The sequence below is a fragment of the Ruegeria sp. CE6 genome (assembly GCF_056537485.1).
Genome location: NZ_JBQFRR010000001.1, coordinates 1,415,525 through 1,436,665 on the forward strand (window position 1 = coordinate 1,415,525; position 21,141 = coordinate 1,436,665).

19 protein-coding genes and 1 pseudogene are annotated in these 21,141 nt (G+C 54.9%); 12 read left to right on the top strand and 8 right to left on the bottom strand.

Annotated elements, in window-relative coordinates; genetic code table 11:
- Nucleotides 1-72 precede the first annotated feature (72 nt).
- Genes ACR0DK_RS06870 through ACR0DK_RS06885 form a run of 4 tightly spaced genes read left to right on the top strand, consistent with a single transcriptional unit; the run spans nucleotide 73 to nucleotide 3,232 of the window.
- Nucleotides 73-870 (top strand): ATP-binding cassette domain-containing protein, encoded by a 798-nt coding sequence (locus ACR0DK_RS06870; RefSeq protein WP_170561701.1) that lies wholly within the window; start codon nucleotides 73-75, stop codon nucleotides 868-870.
- A 41-nt stretch (nucleotides 871-911) separates the two neighbouring features.
- Nucleotides 912-1,676 carry a transporter substrate-binding domain-containing protein gene (locus ACR0DK_RS06875; protein ID WP_170394204.1) on the top strand — a complete coding sequence of 255 codons (765 nt, stop codon included), beginning with the start codon at nucleotides 912-914 and terminating at the stop codon, nucleotides 1,674-1,676.
- A gap of 9 nt (nucleotides 1,677-1,685) precedes the next feature.
- Nucleotides 1,686-2,438 (top strand): ABC transporter permease, encoded by a 753-nt coding sequence (locus ACR0DK_RS06880; protein WP_170423024.1) that lies wholly within the window; start codon nucleotides 1,686-1,688, stop codon nucleotides 2,436-2,438.
- Nucleotides 2,435-3,232, top strand: a complete 798-nt coding sequence (locus tag ACR0DK_RS06885) for an ABC transporter permease (RefSeq protein ID WP_170625582.1) — start codon at nucleotides 2,435-2,437, stop codon at nucleotides 3,230-3,232. The genes ACR0DK_RS06880 and ACR0DK_RS06885 overlap by 4 nt, the downstream gene beginning before the upstream one ends.
- A 185-nt stretch (nucleotides 3,233-3,417) precedes the next feature.
- Here the strand turns inward: ACR0DK_RS06885 and ACR0DK_RS06890 are convergent, their stop codons facing one another.
- The 5 genes from ACR0DK_RS06890 to ACR0DK_RS06910 form a co-directional block, all read right to left on the bottom strand.
- On the bottom strand, nucleotides 3,418-4,404 hold the full coding sequence (locus ACR0DK_RS06890) for a zinc-dependent alcohol dehydrogenase family protein (protein WP_480735366.1): 987 nt from the start codon (nucleotides 4,402-4,404) through the stop codon (nucleotides 3,418-3,420).
- 82 nt (nucleotides 4,405-4,486) lie between these two features.
- Nucleotides 4,487-5,332, bottom strand: a complete 846-nt coding sequence (locus ACR0DK_RS06895) for an enoyl-CoA hydratase/isomerase family protein (protein WP_170394211.1) — start codon at nucleotides 5,330-5,332, stop codon at nucleotides 4,487-4,489.
- Between the two features lie 91 nt (nucleotides 5,333-5,423).
- Entirely contained in the window at nucleotides 5,424-6,212 is a 789-nt protein-coding gene (locus tag ACR0DK_RS06900; protein ID WP_223118530.1) for an SDR family NAD(P)-dependent oxidoreductase, read from the bottom strand.
- A gap of 12 nt (nucleotides 6,213-6,224) precedes the next feature.
- On the bottom strand, nucleotides 6,225-7,190 hold the full coding sequence (locus ACR0DK_RS06905; RefSeq protein WP_480735369.1) for an LLM class oxidoreductase: 966 nt from the start codon (nucleotides 7,188-7,190) through the stop codon (nucleotides 6,225-6,227).
- A 13-nt stretch (nucleotides 7,191-7,203) separates the two neighbouring features.
- Entirely contained in the window at nucleotides 7,204-7,980 is a 777-nt protein-coding gene (locus ACR0DK_RS06910) for a CmcJ/NvfI family oxidoreductase (RefSeq protein ID WP_223118528.1), read from the bottom strand.
- Nucleotides 7,981-8,087: 107 nt separating this feature from the next.
- On the opposite strand from ACR0DK_RS06910, the gene ACR0DK_RS06915 reads away from it, so the two are divergent.
- The gene (locus ACR0DK_RS06915) at nucleotides 8,088-8,999 is read left to right on the top strand and encodes a LysR family transcriptional regulator (RefSeq protein WP_170625577.1); all 912 of its coding nucleotides are present in this window, start codon (nucleotides 8,088-8,090) and stop codon (nucleotides 8,997-8,999) included.
- 287 nt (nucleotides 9,000-9,286) lie between these two features.
- Here ACR0DK_RS06915 and ACR0DK_RS06920 read toward each other — a convergent pair whose 3' ends face one another.
- Complete coding sequence (locus tag ACR0DK_RS06920; RefSeq protein ID WP_480735703.1) at nucleotides 9,287-9,862, bottom strand: LysR substrate-binding domain-containing protein; 576 nt, start codon at nucleotides 9,860-9,862, stop codon at nucleotides 9,287-9,289.
- 36 nt (nucleotides 9,863-9,898) lie between these two features.
- Between ACR0DK_RS06920 and ACR0DK_RS06925 the strand changes: the two genes are divergently transcribed.
- The gene (locus ACR0DK_RS06925; protein ID WP_480735710.1) at nucleotides 9,899-10,075 is read left to right on the top strand and encodes a hypothetical protein; all 177 of its coding nucleotides are present in this window, start codon (nucleotides 9,899-9,901) and stop codon (nucleotides 10,073-10,075) included.
- Here ACR0DK_RS06925 and ACR0DK_RS06930 read toward each other — a convergent pair.
- Nucleotides 10,046-10,171 (bottom strand): annotated as a pseudogene (locus ACR0DK_RS06930) (LysR family transcriptional regulator); the annotation flags it as partial. The gene ACR0DK_RS06925 and the pseudogene ACR0DK_RS06930 overlap by 30 nt on opposite strands.
- Before the next feature lie 95 nt (nucleotides 10,172-10,266).
- On the opposite strand from ACR0DK_RS06930, the gene acdA reads away from it, so the two are divergent.
- Nucleotides 10,267-11,484, top strand: coding sequence for a 3-sulfinopropanoyl-CoA desulfinase (gene acdA, locus ACR0DK_RS06935; protein WP_223118526.1), 1,218 nt, complete (start codon nucleotides 10,267-10,269; stop codon nucleotides 11,482-11,484).
- A 341-nt stretch (nucleotides 11,485-11,825) separates the two neighbouring features.
- Nucleotides 11,826-12,179: a hypothetical protein gene (locus tag ACR0DK_RS06940; RefSeq protein ID WP_170394225.1), complete on the top strand. Its 354-nt coding sequence runs from the start codon at nucleotides 11,826-11,828 to the stop codon at nucleotides 12,177-12,179.
- A 566-nt stretch (nucleotides 12,180-12,745) separates the two neighbouring features.
- Here the strand turns inward: ACR0DK_RS06940 and ACR0DK_RS06945 are convergent.
- Nucleotides 12,746-14,443 carry a hypothetical protein gene (locus ACR0DK_RS06945; protein WP_223118525.1) on the bottom strand — a complete coding sequence of 566 codons (1,698 nt, stop codon included), beginning with the start codon at nucleotides 14,441-14,443 and terminating at the stop codon, nucleotides 12,746-12,748.
- Nucleotides 14,444-14,760: 317 nt separating this feature from the next.
- On the opposite strand from ACR0DK_RS06945, the gene ACR0DK_RS06950 reads away from it, so the two are divergent.
- The 4 genes from ACR0DK_RS06950 (at nucleotide 14,761) to ACR0DK_RS06965 (ending at nucleotide 21,130) form a co-directional block, all read left to right on the top strand.
- Nucleotides 14,761-16,800, top strand: a complete 2,040-nt coding sequence (locus ACR0DK_RS06950; RefSeq protein ID WP_480735374.1) for an alkyl/aryl-sulfatase — start codon at nucleotides 14,761-14,763, stop codon at nucleotides 16,798-16,800.
- 864 nt (nucleotides 16,801-17,664) lie between these two features.
- Nucleotides 17,665-18,546: an NUDIX hydrolase gene (locus tag ACR0DK_RS06955; protein ID WP_170561666.1), complete on the top strand. Its 882-nt coding sequence runs from the start codon at nucleotides 17,665-17,667 to the stop codon at nucleotides 18,544-18,546.
- A 77-nt stretch (nucleotides 18,547-18,623) separates the two neighbouring features.
- The gene (nadA, locus tag ACR0DK_RS06960; RefSeq protein ID WP_480735376.1) at nucleotides 18,624-19,595 is read left to right on the top strand and encodes a quinolinate synthase NadA; all 972 of its coding nucleotides are present in this window, start codon (nucleotides 18,624-18,626) and stop codon (nucleotides 19,593-19,595) included.
- Nucleotides 19,592-21,130 (top strand): L-aspartate oxidase, encoded by a 1,539-nt coding sequence (locus tag ACR0DK_RS06965; protein ID WP_223118521.1) that lies wholly within the window; start codon nucleotides 19,592-19,594, stop codon nucleotides 21,128-21,130. Before nadA ends, ACR0DK_RS06965 begins: the two co-directional genes overlap by 4 nt.
- Nucleotides 21,131-21,141 lie beyond the last annotated feature (11 nt).

The window sequence follows — 21,141 nt, forward strand, 5'->3', positions numbered from 1 at the left end:
GGAGTTATTATACACTTGCATAATTGCGAGATTCGAGGCTTACTGCAAGCTGAAATCAGAAGATTGTTGGATATGGACACAGCCGAAGCAGCATCACCCACACCCGAAGCCACTGCGTCCATTGAGGCGATAAAGATTGAGGACCTGCACAAATCCTTTGGTGCGCTAGAGGTCCTGAAGGGTGTCTCCCTGACTGCCAACAAGGGGGACGTTGTCGCAATCATCGGGGGGTCAGGCTCGGGCAAATCCACCATGCTGCGCTGCATCAACTTCTTGGAAACGCCGAGTTCGGGAAAAATCACCATTGGCGGTGAATTGGTTGAAATGCACGCCGATGGCAGTCCCGCGAACCGCCGCCAGATCGAGCGTATCCGAACGCGGCTGGCAATGGTTTTTCAGCAGTTCAATCTGTGGACTCATCGCACGCTTTTGGAGAACGTGATTGAAGTGCCGATACATGTCCTCAAGGTGCCAAAGGCAGAGGCTATCTCGCGGGCGCACGACCTGTTGAAAAGGGTAGGGCTTGGTGACAAGGCCGACACCTTTCCGGCCTATCTATCTGGCGGTCAGCAACAACGCGCCGCCATTGCCCGTGCGCTTGCCGTAGATCCTTCGGTGATGCTTTTCGATGAGCCCACATCGGCGCTGGACCCCGAGTTGGTCGGCGAAGTTTTGAACGTGATCCGTGATCTCGCTGGTGAAGGACGCACCATGCTGCTCGTCACCCATGAAATGAAATTTGCGCGCGAAGTTGCCAGCCACGTTGTCTATCTTTTCGAAGGCCGTATTGAAGAGCAGGGGCCACCTGCCGAGGTCTTCGGTAATCCAAAATCAGAGCGGTTGAAGCAGTTCCTCAGCTCGGTCGCCTGATCCAGTCAAAACAAACTAATGAACCAAAAGGGAGTAACAAAATGAACCTTAAGAAACTGCTTGCGTCCGGAGTTGCCGCCGCCATCCTTTCAGTTGGTGTCGCCAGTGCCGAAGAGGTCAAGATCGGTATCGCGGCTGAACCTTATCCACCATTCGCTTCGCTTGACAGCTCAGGCAACTGGGTTGGATGGGAGATCGATGTTATCAATGCTGTCTGTGCCGCTGCCGAACTGGACTGTGTTATAACGCCTGTAGCCTGGGATGGTATCATCCCATCGCTGACCGGGCAGCAAATCGACGCCATCATGGCCTCTATGTCGATCACCGAGGAGCGGCTGAAAACCATTGATTTCAGCGATCCTTACTACAACACACCCGCTGTGATCGTTGCGGACAAATCGATGGATATCGAAGCGACACCAGAGTCGCTGGCGGGTAAAGTTGTCGGCATTCAGGCTTCGACCATCCACCAGGCCTATGCGCAGGAATATTTCAAGGATGCTGAACTGCGGGTTTATCAGACACAGGATGAGGCCAATCAGGACCTGTTCGCAGGCCGTATTGATGCAACTCAAGCAGACAGCATCGCCATGGCCGACTTTGTAAACTCGGATGCGGGCGCTTGCTGTGAAATTAAAGGCGCCGTTGCAGATGATCCCGCTATTCTGGGACGCGGCGTTGGGGCTGGCGTGCGCAAAGGGCAAGATGACCTGCGTGAGGCGCTGAACAAAGGCATCGCCGCAATTCTTGCCGATGGCACGCACGAGAAGATCACATCGAACTATTTCTCGGCCAGCATTTACTAAGCCGCTGCTGTGAACGGACTGTTGGATTCACTTGGATTGGCGCAGAGCGCAGAGCTTTTGTCGCTCTCGCCGCCGGGATGGGGGGCCAATCTGCTGCGCGGATTGTCCCACTCATTGCAGATTGCTTTCGGCGCTTACGCCCTCGGTCTCGTGATCGGATTGTTCGGAGCTTACGGCAAACTCTATGGCGGGAAGGTCACGCGCGATCTTCTCGCCATCTACACGACGGTAATCCGGGCCGTGCCCGAGCTGGTCCTGATCCTGATCCTGTATTACGTGGGATCTGACATCATAAACAAAATCTCCGCCGCAATGGGCGGGGGTCGGGTTGAGGTCAGTGGTGTTGGCGCAGGCATATGGGTGCTGGGTGTTGTCCAGGGCGCTTACGCGACCGAGATTTTGCGCGGCGCAATTCAGGCGGTTCCGCCCGGTCAGATCGAAGCCGCCAAATCCTACGGGATGCCCGCCTTCATGACCATGCGCCGCGTGACAATCCCGGCCATGATGAGCTTCGCCGTGCCAGGTCTTGCCAACCTGTGGCTGATTGCAACCAAAGATACCGCGTTGCTCGCTGTTGTGGGTTTCAACGAGCTGACACTGGAAACCCGCCAGGCTGCAAGCAGTACACGCGCCTATTTTACTTTCTTTCTGGCAGCGGGATTTCTTTATCTCATGGTTACGCTGTGTTCGGGCGGCATCTTCGCTCGGATTGAGAAATGGGCGCGTCGCGGCCAACCCTCTCTGAAGGGAGGGGGCAGATGATTGATTTCAGATCTTTGATGCAACCACATCGCATTGTGATGATGCTGATATTCGCTGGAATCGTTGTCTGGTGCGCCGTCTCTCTTCAGTGGGACTGGATCCCGAAATATGCGCCGCTCGCCCTTCAGGGCATTTGGACGACAATCTGGCTGTTGGTGGTCACCGTAGTTTTGGGTTTCCTACTCGCCGTTCCTCTTGGATTGGCACAGGCGGTTGGGCCTTGGTATCTTGCCGCCCCGGCCAAGGCATTTTGCACTATCATCCGCGGCACACCGCTGCTGCTGCAACTCTGGTTATTGTATTATGGGCTTGGGTCTTTGTTTCCGCAGTTCCCCTGGATACGCTCTTCCGAGTTGTGGCCCTATTTGCGACAGGCCTGGCCATATGCAGTACTGGCGCTGACGTTGTCCTATGCCGGCTACGAAGGAGAGGTGATGCGCGGTGCCTTCAAAGGGGTCGCCAAGGGTCAACTTGAGGCAGCCAAGGCATTTGGCATGCCACGTTTCACCATGTTTCGCCGTATCTGGTTGCCGCAGGCTATCCGCAACGTCCTGCCGACATTGGGCGGTGAAACCATATTACAACTCAAAGCAACTCCATTGGTTGCGACGATCACTGTCGTCGACATTTACGCCGTGTCTTCACGTGTGCGCTCCGACACTTTCATTATTTACGAGCCGCTCATCCTGTTGGCCGTATTCTATATTCTCGTCGCGGGCGTGATCGCATTTGGTTTCCACTGGCTGGAAGTAAAGGTTCTTGGTACTGGAAACCGCAATGGCGGTATCAGTTAGTATTGCCAGCAGCGGATGGGGATCCATGTGCTGAAAGTCGGCTCCGACAAATGCTTCGAGCTCAAAGCACTCTGTGCTGCAACTTGCGTTCAGGTTAGCTGAGTTCTGATGGCTGACATCAATATCAGGCCATACTGGAATGGTGCGCAATTATATCTCTGCGCACCAATCCCGGCCGGTTCCGTTCACAGCTCTACAACAACTTTTCCGACCGCCGCTCCGTTTGTCAGGTGCTCATAGGCTGCATCGACATTGGTCCACCCAAGCCTCTGTTCGTCAACAATTGGTTTGAGTTGGCACGCATCCGCCATTTCCGCCAGAGTTTTCAGGATGTCACCATGGGATTGACGCCCGACATCATGCATCATCGGGATCAGCATGAAGACGACGTGCAGAGACAGACCTTTGAAATGCACAGGTGTCAGATCAATCTCGACCATCGCGACGGTTGAGGCGACTTGGCCATTGAGCTTGGCCGCTTCGAACGAGTTCGTCATGTTAGGCCCACCCACGCTATCAAACACCACATCGAAGCCCACGCCATCAGTGTGTTCGGCCACGTAGTCCTCGACCTTTTGGGTTGTGAAATCCAACGGGCGCGCACCGAGACCCTCGATGAGGGCTAACTGATCCGCTCCACGACCTGTTGCCGACACGGTTGCGCCAAGGTGGCGCGCAACTTGAACGGCAACATGACCAACGCCACCGGCACCGCCTTGAACCAGAACGGTCTGCCCTTCGCCGACACCGGCGCGGGTCAATCCTTCGTAGGCGGTGATGCCTACGAGAGGCAGCGCCGCGGCCTCTCGCATGCTCAGCGTCTTGGGTTTGTGTGCAATCAGGCGGGCATCCGCCTTGATGTACTCGGCTAGCGAACCATGGAGGTCCATCAAACCACCAGCGCAGCCATACACTTCATCACCTATGGAAAAACCTCTAACACCTTCGCCAACGGCGGTGATTGTGCCAGCAAAATCCATGCCAAGGACCGCGGGCAAATTGGGGGACAGAGGTAGATCCGCGCCCATGCTTCGGATCATTGTATCGACGGTATTGACGCTGGCCGCGGCCACTTTGACGACTACATGCCCAGACGTTGCGACCGGGTCGGGCATTTCCACAAGCTCGAACGGTGCATCGGGTCCGTAGGCGTTCAGAACCATAGCTTTCATTGGGATATTCCTTTTTTAGCGAAGTGTCAGGCGCGGCTTTGAACAGCGCACGCCTGACGTGATCATTGTGTTGGAGGACGGATCAGTTGATATCCTGAACCTGCATAACCAGATCGCCCCACTTGCGCTGGTTTTCGATGTCGTGTTCCAGACCCTGTTCATCCGCGATGGTGAACCGTTTGACCGCCGGGGTTTTGCTTGTGGCCTGATACAGCCAATAGGCTTCGGCCTTCAGCGCTTCATCAATGGGTTTGTCGATGGATTCATAGACCATCTGCTTGCAGGCATTGATCGACTCTGCCGGGAATTTTGCGATCCGCTCGGCGAGCGCTGTCACATACGGGCCAATCTCATCTGGCTCCAAAGCCTTGTTTATGGTGCCCAGACGTTCTGCATCATCCGCATCGTAGTCTTGTGCGCTCAGGATGATCTCAAGCGCTTTTCCAAGGCCGGTTTGACGTGCCATGCGCGAAGCACCGCCGCCGCAAGGCAGGATGCCCATTCCAACTTCCATCTGCATGAACTTGTACTTACCCCGCGCCGCAAATCGCATGTCGAGCGCCAACGCCAACTCGTGTCCGCCACCACGTGCGAACCCTTCCAGCTTTGCGATGGTGGCTTGTGGCACCTTGCTGATCCGCTCGCAGACCGATTGAAGGTCCAAAAGCTGTGCGTCCTCGCGGGATACGGCCTCAGTCGACATATCCTTGAGCAGCTCGGTATCGTAGTGGCAGACCCAGATTTCCGGGTTGGCGGACTGAAAGATCACGACCTTGGTTTCGCGGTCTCGCTCTAGCCGCATGGCCAGACTGTTGAGGTCGGCCAGCATTTCCTGGCCTTGCACGTTTACGGTGCCAAAGTTGAATGTGACTGTTGCGATGCCGTTTTCAACAGCAACGTCAAAGGTTTGAAAGTTCTCATATTTCATCAGACAGTCCTTTCTTGGGCCTCGACGCGGCACGCGCGAGGGGTAAGGGAGGTTAAAGTTGGAAGCGCGTCTGGATTTAGTGCAGCGCGGGTCAGTTGGTCTGGTTAATCAAACCTCTGATCGAGTTCATGACGTCGGCAACATGTGCTTTGTCTAGTGCTGCGGCATGTGGATTCGCGAAGGCACCGCTGTCATTGTCAAAATAGGCACCTGACGCATCAGCGAACCGATCACCCAATGCTGCGTCAATCAGGATATCAGCGCCGATGTTCATATCGTTCCCGGCTAGGCCGAATCCTTCTTTCACCATCTTTGAGGCCAACAGCGATCCCGGATTTACCGCGACCATGACGGGTGCATCGGGCAGAGATTTGGCCCATTCCCGGGTCCAGATGGTGATCGCCAGCTTGCTTTGCGCATAAGCCTCCATATCAGCCAGCGGAACACTGCCCTCCAGTGCATTTATATTCACCGGGGCCTGCGCTGCCGATGACAGGTTCACGACGCGCCCGTCGGCGGGAATGATGGGCATCAGCAATTCTGTGAGCAAATAGGGTGCGAGTGTGTTGACGACAAAGCGGATGTCCTGCCCATTCGCAAGCACAGTTTGCGGAGCTTTCAGCACACCTGCATTGTTGATTAACACGTCCAGTTTGTCATGTTTGGCCTTTACGCTTTCAGCCAGTTCTCGCACTGCGGACAGATCGCTCAAATCAGCGGTATAAGTTTCGACATAGCCGCCGACGTCGGTGGCAGCGCTGTCCAATTTGGAGGTACTGCGTCCATGCAGAAGTACTTTGTGTCCATCGGCGGCCAGCTTCTTTGCCGTGAGCAAACCAATGCCGTCGGTTGAACCTGTAATGAGTATAGTCTTGGTCATTGATCTGATCCTTTAGGAAAAGTCGGGCAGTACGGTATCTGCCAAGTGTTCGAGGGTCGTATCGATGGGCGCTTGATTGAACCGTAGGTTCAGTGCAACGTGATTGACCCCAAGCGTTTCTATTTCACGTAGATAGCTACGCAGGAAATCGGTGCCAGACTGAAACCCAAGATGGATCGGGCGCGGTGATGCGGCGTGATCGGCAACGACATCGATATACAGGGATTGCATGACAGGCTTGTCTGGCTGGCCCGCTTCCTTCCCGCGCCTCCGATAGTCCGCAATAACCTGCCTTTGAGCAGTCGCATTGCGCGGATAGGTCATCCAACCATCGCCGTTCTGCGCCACCCAATCGGGGGATTGCTGGCTACCACCCGTAATAATCATCGGCAGGCGGGTCCCATGCGGCTTTGGCAGCAGGTCAATCCCGCCAGACAGCGTACCCTGCGCACTTTCACGCTCGGGATAGTCCAATCCAACGGCGCGGATGTAGTCAAAGCTGTCGCGGAAACGTGCCCCGCGGTCATCATAGCTCTGGTTCATAGCCGGATACTCCTCAGGCCGGTCCCCGGAGGCTACACCCAAGAGCAACCGTCCGCCCGAGAGCACATCCGCGCTCGCCGCCGCCTTGGCTACATGAGCGGGGTGACGCAATGGCAGGATCACGCTCGCCGTTCCAAGGGCAATTCGGTCCGTCACCGCAGCAAGCGCACCCAGATAGACAAATGGATCGAAAATCTGTCCTGCATCACCAAAGCTTGGAACGTTAAATGGCACGTCGCGCAGCCAAAGTGATGCAAACCCGAGGTTCTCCGCTTTCCGAGCCGCTTCCAGATGATCCCGAAGCGTCGGCTCTGCACCGACTGCATATGCTTCGAGCGGCAACACAAGGCCAACGCTTAGCCGTCCCGGTCGAAATACCCGGTTATAGGCCACGTTGATTTGGGCAAAATCAGCAGGCTGCATTTTATCCAACATGTCCGGCTCTCCTTTAATAGCGCACCAAGGTGCGGCTCTCGATGCTTTTGCGAATGGTGTTGACGTTTGAATCTTCGACCATATCAAGCGCACTATGCGCGATCGACGGAGCACCTCGATTGTCATAGATGTTGAAGATCGCGACCTCATCCGGCGTCATCTTCGACTGATAAATCCACTCATGCCTGGGGTTTCCTACCAGCCCCATTATTTGCCCATTGCGGTCGGGATAGATCAGGTCCAGCAAAATCCAATCAGACGGTTCAACTGATGACGGGCGAACAAAGCCCAGGGGTGCTGAGTTGATAGGATGATCCACAGGGCGCCACACATTAACAAAAGCATAGTGACCGCGCGCCCACTCGGCTGCGGCCTCGGCACCCAAAAGATCGACAAGCCGCTGTTCGGCTCCGTCCTTGCTATAGTCACTGTGGACGTTGCGCGCGGGTTTGCGCGTCGCTCCTGGGTCATCCATCCGAATCGTGTGATCAAAAACCACAACCTCGCGCGCACCTAACTTGTTCGAGAGCATTGCCGTTAGTTCCGCATCGTATGTCGGTTTCCAGACCTCGCCGGTAAAATCTTGTACCTGCGTTTCCAGCAGCGCGAACTCAACAGCATCAGACGCAAATGTAACTGTGTTGCTCGTGGTGCGGGCATCTGTCAATGCAACAGCCGTGCTGGCCAGTTCGGGCGAAATCAAATTACCAGCAATCCCGCCTGCATCTAGTTCAAAGGCTTGCCGCCAGGGCTTGTGAACGTGGTAGTTGACTGTGGCTGTTCGCGTCATCTGCGTCTCCTTCCCATGCCGAGTTGCATCCATGAAGGGGATTTAACGCTAATCTATTTGCGTATAAACTGCCCATTCATGGATTGATAATTCGGGTTTGCGATATAATGGGGCTTGATACAGACGCGCTGAGATTGTTTGTAGCGGCGGCAGAAAGGCTGAACATCAGTGCGGCGGGGCGCGCTTTGGGCATGGCTCCAGCTGTCTCGAGCGCAAAGCTTGCCAAGTTGGAGCAAAGCCTGGGTTCCGAACTGTTACATCGCACAACGCGCAAGGTGTCGCTGTCTGTTGAAGGTGCCGATTTCCTGCCCTTCGCCCGAGAGATTATTGCGCAGGAAGAGGCAGCACTTACGGCGTTGGGCAAACAAACAGCGACCATCCGCGGTACATTGCGCTTCGCTGCGCCCAGCACCTTTGCTCAGCTCTACATTGCTCCAATCCTGCCGAAATTTCTTCAACAGCACCCCGATCTGACGCTCGATTTGCGCCTGTCGGATATGCAGTTCGATCTTATCGAGGGGAGTTACGATCTTGCACTAAGAAATGCGCCGCTTGTCGACACCAGTCTGAAAGGCCGAAAATTGGCTGATGACCGACGCATACTGTGCGCCGCGCCGCACTATCTTGACACATACGGCACACCCAAAACACCTGCCGATCTGAAAAGCCACCACCTGATCGCTTTCCAAAATCGCCACTTGCGCACGCTAACGGGAAAGGCAGGTGAGAAAGCCACATTTGATCCAGCGATGGCCAAGGGTCAATTGATCATCGACGACGGCCAAAGCCAGGTCTGCGCCACTCTGGCCGGCGCCGGAATATCCCTGAACGCACTGTGGAGCGTGTATGATCACCTGAAATCGGGCCGGTTGATGCAAATTCTGCCAGATTTTGAGGCTACGGAAGACAATGTACTATGGCTTATCTATCCCAAGTCCAACGTATTATCCCCCAAAGTTCGGGTATTCATGGATTTTCTGATCGCAGAGATTGGCTCAAATCCACCTTGGGAAACATGATCCCAATATTGGTCAAGCGCGCCTTAAGACATCACGGCGCCAGTTTGGAGAAATGCACGAGGCGGACACGCCTATTACAATTGCAATAGCCTGATCTGTTCCGCGATTTATGAGTTCCCGTGAACGCGGCCATCGCTCCCGTAGCGAGTGGCTAGTTAGACAGGCTGCATCGCAGCATCTAAACGGTTTATCCAAGGCCGGTTCCGGTCGTTCTTGCGTGAACCCAAAAGAGGGTTTCAAGACCTTAGTCGATCCAGCCGAAGCCGCGAGTGCAGGAAAGGTGTTTCTTATTCGCCCGCAGCGACGGCCTCGCCTGTCGAGAATAGCGCGGCAAGCATCGCCTCACTTCCAGCCAGCGCGCCCTTGCGCACGGTCGCAAGAACAAGTTTCCGAGCCGACGATTGTGGGAGACAAATACTTTTGACGTCGTCAGACCGGTACCGCAAAACATCGGGGACAGGCAGAAGCGTAAATCCCAGGCCTGCCGAAACACATTCCATAATCGCTTCAAGGTTATCAAGGACAATGGTTTCGGAACCCTTCGGTCTTTTGTGCTTAAGCATCTCTCCAGCAATGAGTTTTCCGATCCCGGTGTCGGGCATAAAATGAAAGAAGGGCTGCGCATTCAATAAACCCGCGAGGCCATCTTTCAGCAATTTCTTATGGGCTGCAAAGGCAAAGGGTTCCTCTCGAAGCACCTTGTCCGCAAGCGTGTCAGGAACACCTTCTGCATCTGTAAGAAGGGCGGCATCAAGCTGACCGCTTACAACCTTTTCTTGTAGAACCTTGGACAGGCCGGTTTCGAATGAGAAGGTCGCTTGCGGTGCTTGACGTTTTGCGTTGTTCAGGAAGTTCGGCAGCAAGCGAACGGCAGCAGTTGTGACAAATCCTATTCGGAAATGCCCGACAAGCGTGTTCGTCGGGCGACAGATTTTGAGAAGGCTGTCTTCGTGCTGCAGGAGCGGGATCGATGCCTCGACGACGCTCCGGCCGATTGGCGTAAGTCGCGGTGGTCGTACGGTGCGGTCAAAGAGGTCAACGCCAAGCTCCGCCTCAAGCGCCTTCATCTGCATTGAAAGTGCAGACAATGTCATGTTTTGCTGCTCGGCCGCTTTCGCAAAGGAGCCGACATTCGAGACCCGTATGAGGGTTCTGAGAGAACGTGTCTGCATAAGTTAAGGTATATTGGATTAGATATCCAATTTTATTCGATTGTGTTGTATTACTGCAAGCGTATTCTGTTAAGAAACAGAGACGAGGGACACGCATGCCGCATCCGCTTGTGAACGTTGCGAAAGAACTGGCCCCAGAATTTGAGAAACGTGCCGCAGATTGGGACAGATCGCGCAGGTATTGCTGGCAGAATGTTGGCGAATTGGCCGATGCTGGCATCATGGGTATGACCATTGCAAAGAAATATGGTGGGCAGGGCGCGAGTTTTTTGGACGTCACCATGGTGGTCGAAGAGATCGCAAAAGCCTGCACCCTGACCGCCCGCATCGTTGTCGAGGGCAACATGGGTGGCATCAGTGCGGTCATGGGGTACGGCAATGACGAGCAGAAGGCTTTTTGTGCTCAGCATGTCCTGGCAGGAGATAAGCCTGCGATCTGCATAACCGAACCTGACTCGGGAAGTGCCGCGACCGATATGCAGACTACCGCGCGGAAACAGGGTCGCACATACATCCTCAACGGGTCCAAGCATTGGATCACTGGTGGAGGGGTCTCGAAGCTGTACCTGATCTTTGCCCGCGTGCTCGATGAGGCAGGCGCCGATCAGGGGATTGGCGGTTTCATTCTGTTTGCCGATCCGATGTCAGGAGATACGCCCAAGGGGTTCACCGTGGTGGGTCGCGAATACACGATGGGCCTTTGCGGTATGCCCGAAGCAGAATTGCGGTTCGAAAATGTCGAGATCAACGAGAAATGGCTGGTCAAACCGCCTTCAGGATTGAAGCGTGGCTTTGCCGACCTGATGAACGCTTACAATTCGCAACGCGTCGGTGCGGGAGCAGTTGCTATGGGTGTTGCGGCAGGGGCACTTGAACATGCAAAACGCTACCTCGTTCAACGTGAACAGTTCGGGCGCCCGCTTGCAGAATTCCAGGGGCTTCAATGGATGCTGGCCGATATGGACACGAAAGTTCATGCAGCTAGGCTGCTGCTCCATGAAGCGGCACGATCGCGTGGCCCAAACGGCAGTCAGTATCCCGATATGACCATGGCCGCCCGCGCCAAGCTTTTTGCGTCCGAGATGGCTATTAAGGTGGTCAGCGATGCGCTGCAGATGTTCGGCGCGCGCGGCTACAGCGATCGTGAACCTCTGGAGCGGATGTATCGCGATGTGCGCATGTTCACTATCGGCGGCGGGACCGCACAGATTCTCCGGACCCAAATCGCCGGAAATATTCTAGGCATTAAAACACCACAGACGCGGGACGGATATTCGCGCCTTGCCGACATGGAGCGTTACGCGGCTGAATAGAAGACCCTATAAAAATTGAAAAAGGACTTTCGGGCCGCCGACTTTCTTGTGCCGCAGCCCTACGCGTCTGCGTGCCGTCACGCCTTCGGCATGCTGGGCCGACGGTTTTTTCGCGTTAATCTAGTTGCCTAGTTAGCCAACTTAGCTGCGCAAGAAAGGCGCTGTATTCATGCGCCAGAGAAGTTTGCGACCGAGCCAGCGAAACAAATGCAATTTTACGCTGCGTAAAATGGCGGGGCTATTTTTTGACAATCGTAAACTTCCTAAATGAGATCTGCCTAGGCAGGCAAGTTTAGCGTGTACGCCAAGCAATTACTTCGATTCCCTAAAGGAAAGCTGCGATGAAAAAGTTCATTTTTGTTGCTCTCATCAGTCTCACCGCATGCACTCAGTACCCGATGCAGAAGCCACTGATGGTTGACGGAACCAGGAATGCGACCTTCTACACAGATGAGGCTGAATGCCGATTGATGGCCGCGAGTTTCAATCCTGGGCAGCGTAAAATGGATGCTACGTTCGGCGCTATTGATGGTGCGGTTACTGGTTGGGTTGTTGGCGAGAAGGAAGATGTCATCGGAGGTGCGATCGCAGGTGGCATCGTCGGATCTGTGCGCGGCCAGTACAATGACGAAATGGCGCGGCGTCATGTGCTTGTGAACTGCATGCAGGTGCGTGGTCACGGTGTGGTGGGCTAGTAATGGCTGCAGATTACTCAGTGGTTTATCGAACTGGGCCTTGGCCCTGACTCAAAAAAGGGTCCGAACAGAGTTCGTAATTTTGGGGCAAATTCTGACCAGAGAAGGAGTGCTCTGATGCCGAATAAACGTTTCAGTTGTAAAAGTTAAAGAAACCGGCCTGATTGGGTGGGTGAACAGTGTCGCGCAGATCTTCCAAAGACGCGTTTCGATTGCCTTGCATGTTGGAGCGTCGAATTGACATATCCCACCCAGAAGCGCGCTTCTTTCAGGCTACAGGTGATCAACTTCCGCATGTTTAGCACCGATGATCAAAGTGTTTTGCAATGCCGAAACTACGTAAAAGGTCGTCCCAAAAAAACGCCAACTCTGACAAACCATTCCAGACATGGACTGGCAGCGACCGTTGGCCCGCTTGCGCGAAAGCTAGAAAATCAAACGACGATCTGATGATATGAAGTCAGCCATCTGACGTGGTTTACTTATTGCTGCGTACAAGGGTGATGCGATTCCAGATAACTGTGAAACCCACCGATGACTAAGTGTGCGGAAACTGGATAAGCCGGTCAAGAATCTGACAAACCAGCCTTCTGGAGGCTGGCCAACAGGTTCTCCTTAAATGTGGCGTCAAGTTGCCAAATGGCAAGTATATCCGATGCAACAGATGAAAAATCTGGGCGTAGAACCAACAAGCTGCGTAGACCCGCCTGGGCCTGTTCCCCATTTCCCAGTTTGCTGTGTAGCGCGGCCTGCCATAGATGGGTCCAGAAGAAACCTGGCATATCGATTTGTTCCAATTGTGCCAGCGCCGCTTCATAGTCGCCCCGGTCGAACTCGTAAAAAACCCGCGGAAACAGATACCACTGAGGATGCACAGGGTTCAGAGCGATTGCCCGGTCTACAATAGCAAGTCCTTTGTCCCATTCGCCACTGAACGCCAGACGCATCCCGTAATGGGCCAGAATGTCGGTGTCATTCGGATTCAGGTCAATCGCCCGTTGCCCGGCCTCTCGGAACCCGGCAAAATCACCGAGCACGAACCGCATATTGGCCATCATCAGATGTCCCGCCGCCAGATTTGGGTCGATCTCGACCGCCCGGCGTGCTGCGGCATCGGCTGCGGCCAGAATCTGTTCGCGATTTCCGCCCAGCCCAAAACGTATCTGTTGCAGATACAGGTTCGACAGCACCGCCCAGGCCTCGGCATAATCCGGAGCCTTCTCAAGCGCGTTCAGGATGCAGGATTTGATTTCGGCATGGCGATCCAGATTGATGGTTACCTGATAGCTGTAATAACCAAGCACACAGTCATAAGCATCGCGATTGTTGGGTGGAATTCTATCGGCATCTCGCATCGCGCCAAGCGTCAGTAGCCCGTATTTCCCGGCCAGTTTACCCATTACATCTCGGATAATGCTGTCCTGTACCGCATAAATTTCCTCGGAGGTATTGCTGACCTCATAGCTTTGCGACCAGATATATCTTCGGTCTTTCAGATCAATGAGGCGTGCGGACAGGCGCAAGGTGTCGCCCCTGTCCATCACATTGCCTTCCAGCGCGAAATCGGCGTTGAATTCTGTACGCAAGCTCGTCGTATCAATCTCAGTTTCACCAGAATGCAGTGTGCTGCCAAGGGGCAAGACCCAGATGTCCCGGAACCGGATCAACTCGGTCGTCAACTGCCGGGTAAGACCATCGGCGAGGTACTCGGGGCCCTCTCCCAGAGTTTCAAAGGGCAGTACAGCCACGACGGGCCCTTTGGGCAAGCTGTGATTTGCCTGTTCCTCAGGCGTCCCTGAACGGGTCAATCCCCAGATTAGCCCAAACAATGCCAGGCCAACGGCGACAGCCAGTCCAATCCCAGCGCGTCGTCGTCCGCTGAACCCGGCATTTGGCCGGGCATCAGCAGGTGCCTGATCAGGGCTGGGCAGTGAAGATTTTTCGAACCGCGGCGCGTATCCTCCTTTGGGCATGGTGAGACGTATCGGATCGCCCCGACCGGGCCCGGCATAGTAGGTGTCAATCTCCTGCCTTAGTCGCCGCGCCTCAAGTCGGACAATCGGATCGACCTGCTGGTCGAAGCTTTCGTCGCGGTCAAAGACCGACATGGCAATCGACACGCCTTTGATCTGATCTGAACGACCGGCCAGATATTCCTCGATGATATAGTTCAGAAATGCGCGGCGTTTGGGGCTGGCGGTGAAATCCGGATGATCCAGGATACGTTGCATCTGTACCCGAATTTCGCGCTCGGTAGTATCCACTTCAATATCCCTCTGCCTCGGGAAAACCAAGGAAAACCATTATGTTGGCCTCGTTGATACATGTGTTTTTCGACAGGTGGCAACATGTTTGCACTTCTCGGGAAAAATTCTGCGGATAAGAGGGCCGCACTGCTGGTCGTACAGGCAGGCACCCGGCTTCCAAAAGATCGCGCATCTCGGCACTTCTGGACGTCAATGCACCGGCGGGACGAATTTCAACCTCGTGGTTCGTCCCGTCAGACCTCCTGCGCTGCGATCTCTTTTGAAGCGTTCATGATAGGAACCGATTATATATGCCACGTCGATCCACCTTACTCTTGACCGTCACCCTTTTGACGCTGACCTCAGGCCTTGCCGTCGCGCAGGATGATAGTCCTCAGCACTTTGACCCGAAGGGCAAGCTGCCCTCGGATTACACGATCGAATTCCAGCAAACCCAACGCAATAACCTGCCGTTCGATGACGAGCGTGACTTTGAAGAAAGCCGCAAGGGGCTAATTGCGGTTCCAGAATACCGCCAGATCAAAACCGAGGATGGCACCGTCGCCTGGGACATCGGCAGCTATGACTATCTGCTCGAGGGCAAAGAGTTCGACTCGATCCACCCGTCGTTGCAGCGTCAGGCGATCCTGAACATGAATTTCGGCCTGTACGAGATTCTCGACGACAGCATCTATCAGGTGCGTGGCTTCGATCTGTCCAACATCACTTTTATTCGTGGCGATACCGGCTGGATCATCTTTGACCCGCTGGCCTCCAAGGAAACTGCCGCAGCAGCGCTGAAGCTGCTGAACGACACCGTGGGCGAACTGCCGGTCAAGGCGGTTGTCTATTCGCATTCCCACGCCGACCATTATGGCGGTGTGCGCGGAGTGATCACCGATGAGGACGTGGCCAACGGTGTGGAGGTGATCGCGCCCGAAGGTTTCATGGAACATGCGGTTTCCGAAAACGTCTATGCGGGCAACGTGATGAACCGCCGTCTGTTTTTCCAATACGGCGTATTGCTGCCGCGCAGCCCGTTCGGCCATGTGGATCAGTCCATCGGCAAGAACATCTCGGCTGGCACCACGGGCCTGATCGAACCGACCCGCTATGTCTCGGACGCGTATGAAGAGATCATCGTAGACGGCGTGCGTATGATCTTCCAGAATACACCGGGTACTGAAGCACCTGCTGAGATGAATACTTATTTCCCCGACCTCAAGGCATTCTGGGCGGCGGAAAACATCACTGGCACAATTCACAACATCTATACCTTGCGTGGCGCACTGGTGCGCGATGCGCTGAGCTGGTCCAAGCATGTCAATGACGCGCTGTACAAGTTTGGGCAGGATGCCGAGTTGATGTTCGCCTCTCACTCTTGGCCCCGTTACGGAAATGAGCGCATTCAAGAAGTGATGCGTGCGCAGCGTGACACTTACGCCAATCTTAACAACGGGGTGTTGAATCTGGCCAACAAGGGCGTGACCATCAATCAGATTCACAACGTCTATGACGTGCCGGAAAGCCTGCAGCAGCAATGGGCCGCGCGCAGCTATCATGGCTCGGTCGAGCATAACAGCCGGGCGGTGATAAACCGTTATCTGGGCTACTGGGATGCCAACCCCACCACGCTCACACCTCTGTCGCCAGAAGACAGCGCGCCGCTGTTTGTCGAGATGATGGGCGGCGCCGAACCGATCCTGTCGAAAGGGCAGGAATTGGTCGACACCGGCAAATACCTTGAAGCGACCGAGATTCTGAACAAACTGGTCTACGCCGAACCACAGAACCAGGCCGCCAAGGACCTGTTGGCCGACGCGTTTGAGCAGATCGGGTATCAGAAGGAAAGCCCTTCGGTCCGCAACTCGTTCCTTGGCGCGGCGTTCGAACTGCGCAACGGTATTCCTCAGGGCGCTACTATCGAGACCACCGGTCCCGATACGATCAAGGCCATGCAGACCACGATGTGGCTCGACTTTCTGGCCATTCGTGTCAATAGCGCCAAAGCCGCCGATATGGAGTTCACCATCAACCTGTCGATCCCCGACCGGGACGAGAACATCGTTGTCGAGATGAGCAATGCCACTCTGACTCATATCGTCGATCAGGTGGCGGAAGACGCCGATCTTTCGATCAGTCTGAGCCGCACGGACCTGGAAAAGGTCATGACCGGTGAGCGCAGATTGACCGAGATGCTCGCTGATGGCACCGCGCAGTCTGAGGGCAACGCCGAGATCGTAGCGCAACTGGCTTCGACCCTGGATCAATTCGATTTGGGTTTCGAGTTGATGCCCGGCACCGGAGCGCAGGATTTGACACCACCCGCCAATGATTTTGCCCAGCCCGGGTTAGCAAACTCGAGTGGCGGCTGAGACGGGACCGTCCGATTGAAAGCTGGCTCAGGGTTTTGCTGCCCTGGGCCTCTCTCTTTCTGACTATTGGACCGAGAGAAGTTTTCGGCCAGTAGTGCTGGTATCGGAGCAGCAGGATGCCCAGCCCGAACGACTGCTGGATTGCTACCGCCGTGCGCGGACACTCTCATCCGTGGTGTCAATGCGGGATCAGAATCTTCAGCCTAAGAAAGCCAAAGCGCATGACGCAAAAATCATACTGGGATGTTCTGAAACTTGCAATTTGTGAACACCAGCCAAGATATCAAACTACCTAGAGGTCCCGATCCGTAGATTTCAATTCACTCCTGGACCTCGTTGCGTACAACGATTCAAAGAACTGGCCGCTTAGCGCCGCGGGTCGGATGGGTATCTTCGAATTGGAGGAAGCTTCACAACCCAATTGTCGAATGTGACGTGGTCAGACTTTAGCTGCGACATGCTATGATCGCTTCCAAATTTCGATAAGACACTGTGTGTCGCAAATCGAAGTATTTAGTGTAATCAATAATGTCTTTGCGGAAACGGCAGCCTCTAGAAGATCATATGTAAGACCGGTTCGAGAACTACTTTAGCGAAACGAACACCTCAACTGGCTGTTTGGTCAGCCCGAACCCATATCTTGCGACACCTCTCAAGTCGTGAGACGAAACTGTATTTCAGGTTCATTGGACCGAAAGTAGTAACCTGATGTTAGAACAGTGGGGCGATTAACTGGGCCAGAAATGCTTGTTCTCTGAAGAAGCACCCGTCACACCGTATTTTTCTTCAAGCCAAGGTACTAAATTTGGGTTAGAACGCACATTCTAACCAACGCTTCGCGACATTCTACAAACAGGAAATTCCTTGCCAAGTGGACTAGCCCCTGCCGAACTGATCGCTATCCTAATCGCCGTGACTGATGATCAGCCGCGTGTCATGACCTTGCGTGGCGGTAACGCGCTACCTTCGGGACCGTTCGAATCTTCACACCGCAGCTTGCAAAGCGGCTTGCGGGCCTGGATTGAGGCGCAGACCGGCCATCCGGTGGGATATCTTGAACAGCTTTACACCTTTGCAGACAAGGATCGCGATCCACGCTCGGGTTATGCCGACAACTCTCAGCGTATCTCGATCAGCTATCTCGGTCTGGTGCGGGAGCAGGATACTACTGGTGCTGGACGTCCGGCATGGCGTAGCTGGTATCAATACTTCCCATGGGAGGATCATCGCGATCGCAGCCCCGAAGAACTACCACAAATTATCAAACGTATCTCAGCTTGGGCAGGGAGTGATCCGCTAAAACTGCAGCGTGTGGACTATCTGTTTGGTCTGAATGGGAAGACCTGGAACGAAGAGCTGGTTTTGCAACGTTATGAGCTTATGTACGAAGCAGGGCTTGTTGACACTCCTGAATTCGGTCGTCACATGGAAGCGGACAACCGTCGCATTCTCGCCACCGGCATATCTCGCTTGCGGGCCAAGATAAAATACTCTCCGGTTGTGTTCGAGCTCATGCCCGAAAGCTTCACCTTGCTGCAGTTACAGCGCACAGTTGAAGCGCTGTCTGGTCTACACCTGCACAAACCCAATTTTCGCCGCCAGATTGATCAGCAGGAATTGATTGAAGATACCGGCGAAATGTCCAGCGGCACCGGTGGTCGTCCGGCACGCCTGTTCCGATATCGGCCGGCCATTCTAGAGGCTCGCATGCTGTCGGGCGTCAGATTACCTCTCTCCCGGTCCTGAACCTCGCTTGACATAATCTCGAATCGAGAATAAGCATGACCTCAATATACTCGATTCGAGTATAAATGGAGAAGCCAATGAAAGATTTTCGCCTTCCAGACCTCTACGACCGGGTAAAGCAGATCATCCCGCAACCCGAATGGATGCTGTTTGAAGATGATCTGGAAGCCATCCTTGATCTCAAGCGTGAGAGGAATGCGGTCATCCTCGCCCACAATTACCAAACGCCGGAGATCTTCCATGGAGTTGCCGATATCGTGGGCGACAGCCTTGCGCTTGCGCGAGAAGCTGTCGAGGTTAATGCCGATGTAATTGTGTTGGCTGGTGTGCATTTTATGGCGGAAACTGCCAAGCTGCTGAATCCGGATAAGACAGTGCTGATCCCAGATTTGGGGGCGGGGTGTTCACTGGCGGATTCCATCACACCCGAGGATATTGCGCTTTTGCGCGAAGCCCATCCCGACGTTCCGGTGATCACATATGTAAACACTTCGGCAGCGGTGAAGGCGGCATCGGATATCTGCTGCACGTCGGGCAACGCAGTAAAGGTGGTGGAATCCCTCGGGGTGTCGCGCGTGTTGATGATCCCGGACGAGTATCTCGCCAAGAACGTCGCCAAAGAGACCGATGTCGAATTGATCGCATGGCATGGACATTGCGAGGTGCACGAACTGTTTACTCCAGCCGATATACGTGAAATGCGCGAAGCGTGGCCGGGTGTTACGGTGCTGGCCCATCCTGAGTGCCCGCCCGAAGTGGTTGCCGAAGCAGATTTTTCTGGCTCTACCGCAGTCATGTCGGATTTCGTCGGCGACAAAAAACCGACGCGGGTTTGCCTGCTGACCGAATGCTCGATGAGCGACAACGTGGCGCTGAACCATCCTGAGGTGGAATTCGTGCGCCCCTGTAACCTGTGTCCACATATGAAGCGCATTAGTCTGCGCAACATTCGCAACGCATTGGAACTGGGCCATCACGAAGTCACCGTCGATCCGGCCATCGCCGAAGATGCGCGCCGCGCGGTAGAACGGATGCTGGCAGTTAAATGATCTGGCTCGAAGGGCTTCATGGTCGAACTGCCATCATCGGTGGCGGCATCGCCGGGCTGACGGCAGCGCTGGAACTAGCTCCACAACCCGTAGTACTAATCACCCGTGCAGGGCTGGGCCAGGAATGTTCCAGCGCTTGGGCTCAAGGAGGGATTGCCGCCGAACTAGGCACGGATGGTGATCCTGCGCAACACTTGGCCGATACTTTGCGGGCGGGCGACGGGCTGTGCGACGAAACCCTGGCGTCGGCCATTCTCTGCGAAGCGCAAAAGGCGATCACTGGTTTAGAGAAACATGGCGTTCGTTTCGATAGAACCGCCGACGGCACATATGCCTTGGGGCGCGAGGCCGCGCATTCCCGCCGCCGCATACTGCATGCAGGCGGCGACCGCACCGGAGCCGAAATCACATCGGCCCTTGCGAGTGCCGTGTTGCAATGCCAGTCGATCACTTGCTTGACCGGAGTCGAAGCCCGACGGGTGTTGACGCTAGACGGACACGTCACAGGCGTTCATCTGCAAAAAGATGCCCAAGCAGAGGTATTGCGCACATCTCAGGTCGTTATGGCGACAGGCGGTTGCGGCGGTCTGTTTGGTGTCAGCACCAACCCTTCAGGTAATTTCGGCCAGGGTGTCATGATGGCCGCCCGCGCCGGGGCAGCGTTGCGCGATATGGAATTTGTCCAGTTTCATCCCACAGCGCTGGATGCCAAGCAGACACCACTGGCATTGGTCAGTGAAGCCGTCCGGGGCGAAGGCGCAATTCTGATTGACCAAACCGGCAAGCGCTTCATGTCGCATATTCCAGGGGCTGAACTGGCCCCGCGTGACGTGGTGGCTCGTGCCGTGCATCAGGTCATATTGGAAGGTGGGCGAGTGTTTCTTGATGCTCGTGCCGCGCTTGGTGCCGAATTTGTCCAGCGGTTCCCTGGCATCCATGCATTGTGCGCAGCAACCGGAATTGATCCGGCGCGCGATCCCATACCGATACTTCCGGCTGCGCATTACCACATGGGCGGTATCGCCGTTGATGAGTATGGAAGAAGCACTCTGTCAGGCCTTTGGGCCATAGGTGAATGCGCGGCCACTGGCCTGCATGGTGCCAATCGCCTTGCTAGCAATTCACTGCTAGAGGCGGTGGTGATGGGATGCCGCGCCGCAAATGATGTTGCCAAGGCAGAAATGAGAAACCTGTCATTTGTTCCTACAGTTACCGCTCTGCCTCGTTCTGACCCTAGCTCTGTCCGGCCTTTGGCTACAAAATTTCTGGGTTTGATCCGCGACGAGGTGGGATTGCGTCAAGTCATTTCAAAGTTGTCTCCGTTGGTCGAAACCGCTGCCTGCGCTTCTGACCCGGCACTAGTCGCGCTTTCGATCGCGGTCTTTGCCGATCTACGCCGAGAATCGCGTGGCGGACATTACCGAAGTGACTTCCCTAATCCTGAGGCGAACGCGCAATCTCTTTTGATGACTCTGACCGAAGTACTTGCTCATGCGAGTTTGACCAGTCAGGAACCCTTTTTGAGGACTGCTTGAGAAATGACTAT

Coding starts and splice junctions, on each gene's coding strand:
- ACR0DK_RS06870 (WP_170561701.1), top strand. CDS start 73: ATGGACACAGCCGAAGCAGCATCACCCACACCCGAAGCCACTGCGTCC.
- ACR0DK_RS06875 (WP_170394204.1), top strand. CDS start 912: ATGAACCTTAAGAAACTGCTTGCGTCCGGAGTTGCCGCCGCCATCCTT.
- ACR0DK_RS06885 (WP_170625582.1), top strand. CDS start 2,435: ATGATTGATTTCAGATCTTTGATGCAACCACATCGCATTGTGATGATG.
- ACR0DK_RS06890 (WP_480735366.1), bottom strand. CDS start 4,404: ATGAAAGCTATGGTTCTGAACGCCTACGGACCCGATGCACCGTTCGAG.
- ACR0DK_RS06895 (WP_170394211.1), bottom strand. CDS start 5,332: ATGAAATATGAGAACTTTCAAACCTTTGACGTTGCTGTTGAAAACGGC.
- ACR0DK_RS06900 (WP_223118530.1), bottom strand. CDS start 6,212: ATGACCAAGACTATACTCATTACAGGTTCAACCGACGGCATTGGTTTG.
- ACR0DK_RS06905 (WP_480735369.1), bottom strand. CDS start 7,190: ATGTTGGATAAAATGCAGCCTGCTGATTTTGCCCAAATCAACGTGGCC.
- ACR0DK_RS06910 (WP_223118528.1), bottom strand. CDS start 7,980: ATGACGCGAACAGCCACAGTCAACTACCACGTTCACAAGCCCTGGCGG.
- ACR0DK_RS06915 (WP_170625577.1), top strand. CDS start 8,088: ATGGGGCTTGATACAGACGCGCTGAGATTGTTTGTAGCGGCGGCAGAA.
- ACR0DK_RS06925 (WP_480735710.1), top strand. CDS start 9,899: ATGCCCGACAAGCGTGTTCGTCGGGCGACAGATTTTGAGAAGGCTGTC.
- acdA (WP_223118526.1), top strand. CDS start 10,267: ATGCCGCATCCGCTTGTGAACGTTGCGAAAGAACTGGCCCCAGAATTT.
- ACR0DK_RS06940 (WP_170394225.1), top strand. CDS start 11,826: ATGAAAAAGTTCATTTTTGTTGCTCTCATCAGTCTCACCGCATGCACT.
- nadA (WP_480735376.1), top strand. CDS start 18,624: ATGAAAGATTTTCGCCTTCCAGACCTCTACGACCGGGTAAAGCAGATC.
- ACR0DK_RS06965 (WP_223118521.1), top strand. CDS start 19,592: ATGATCTGGCTCGAAGGGCTTCATGGTCGAACTGCCATCATCGGTGGC.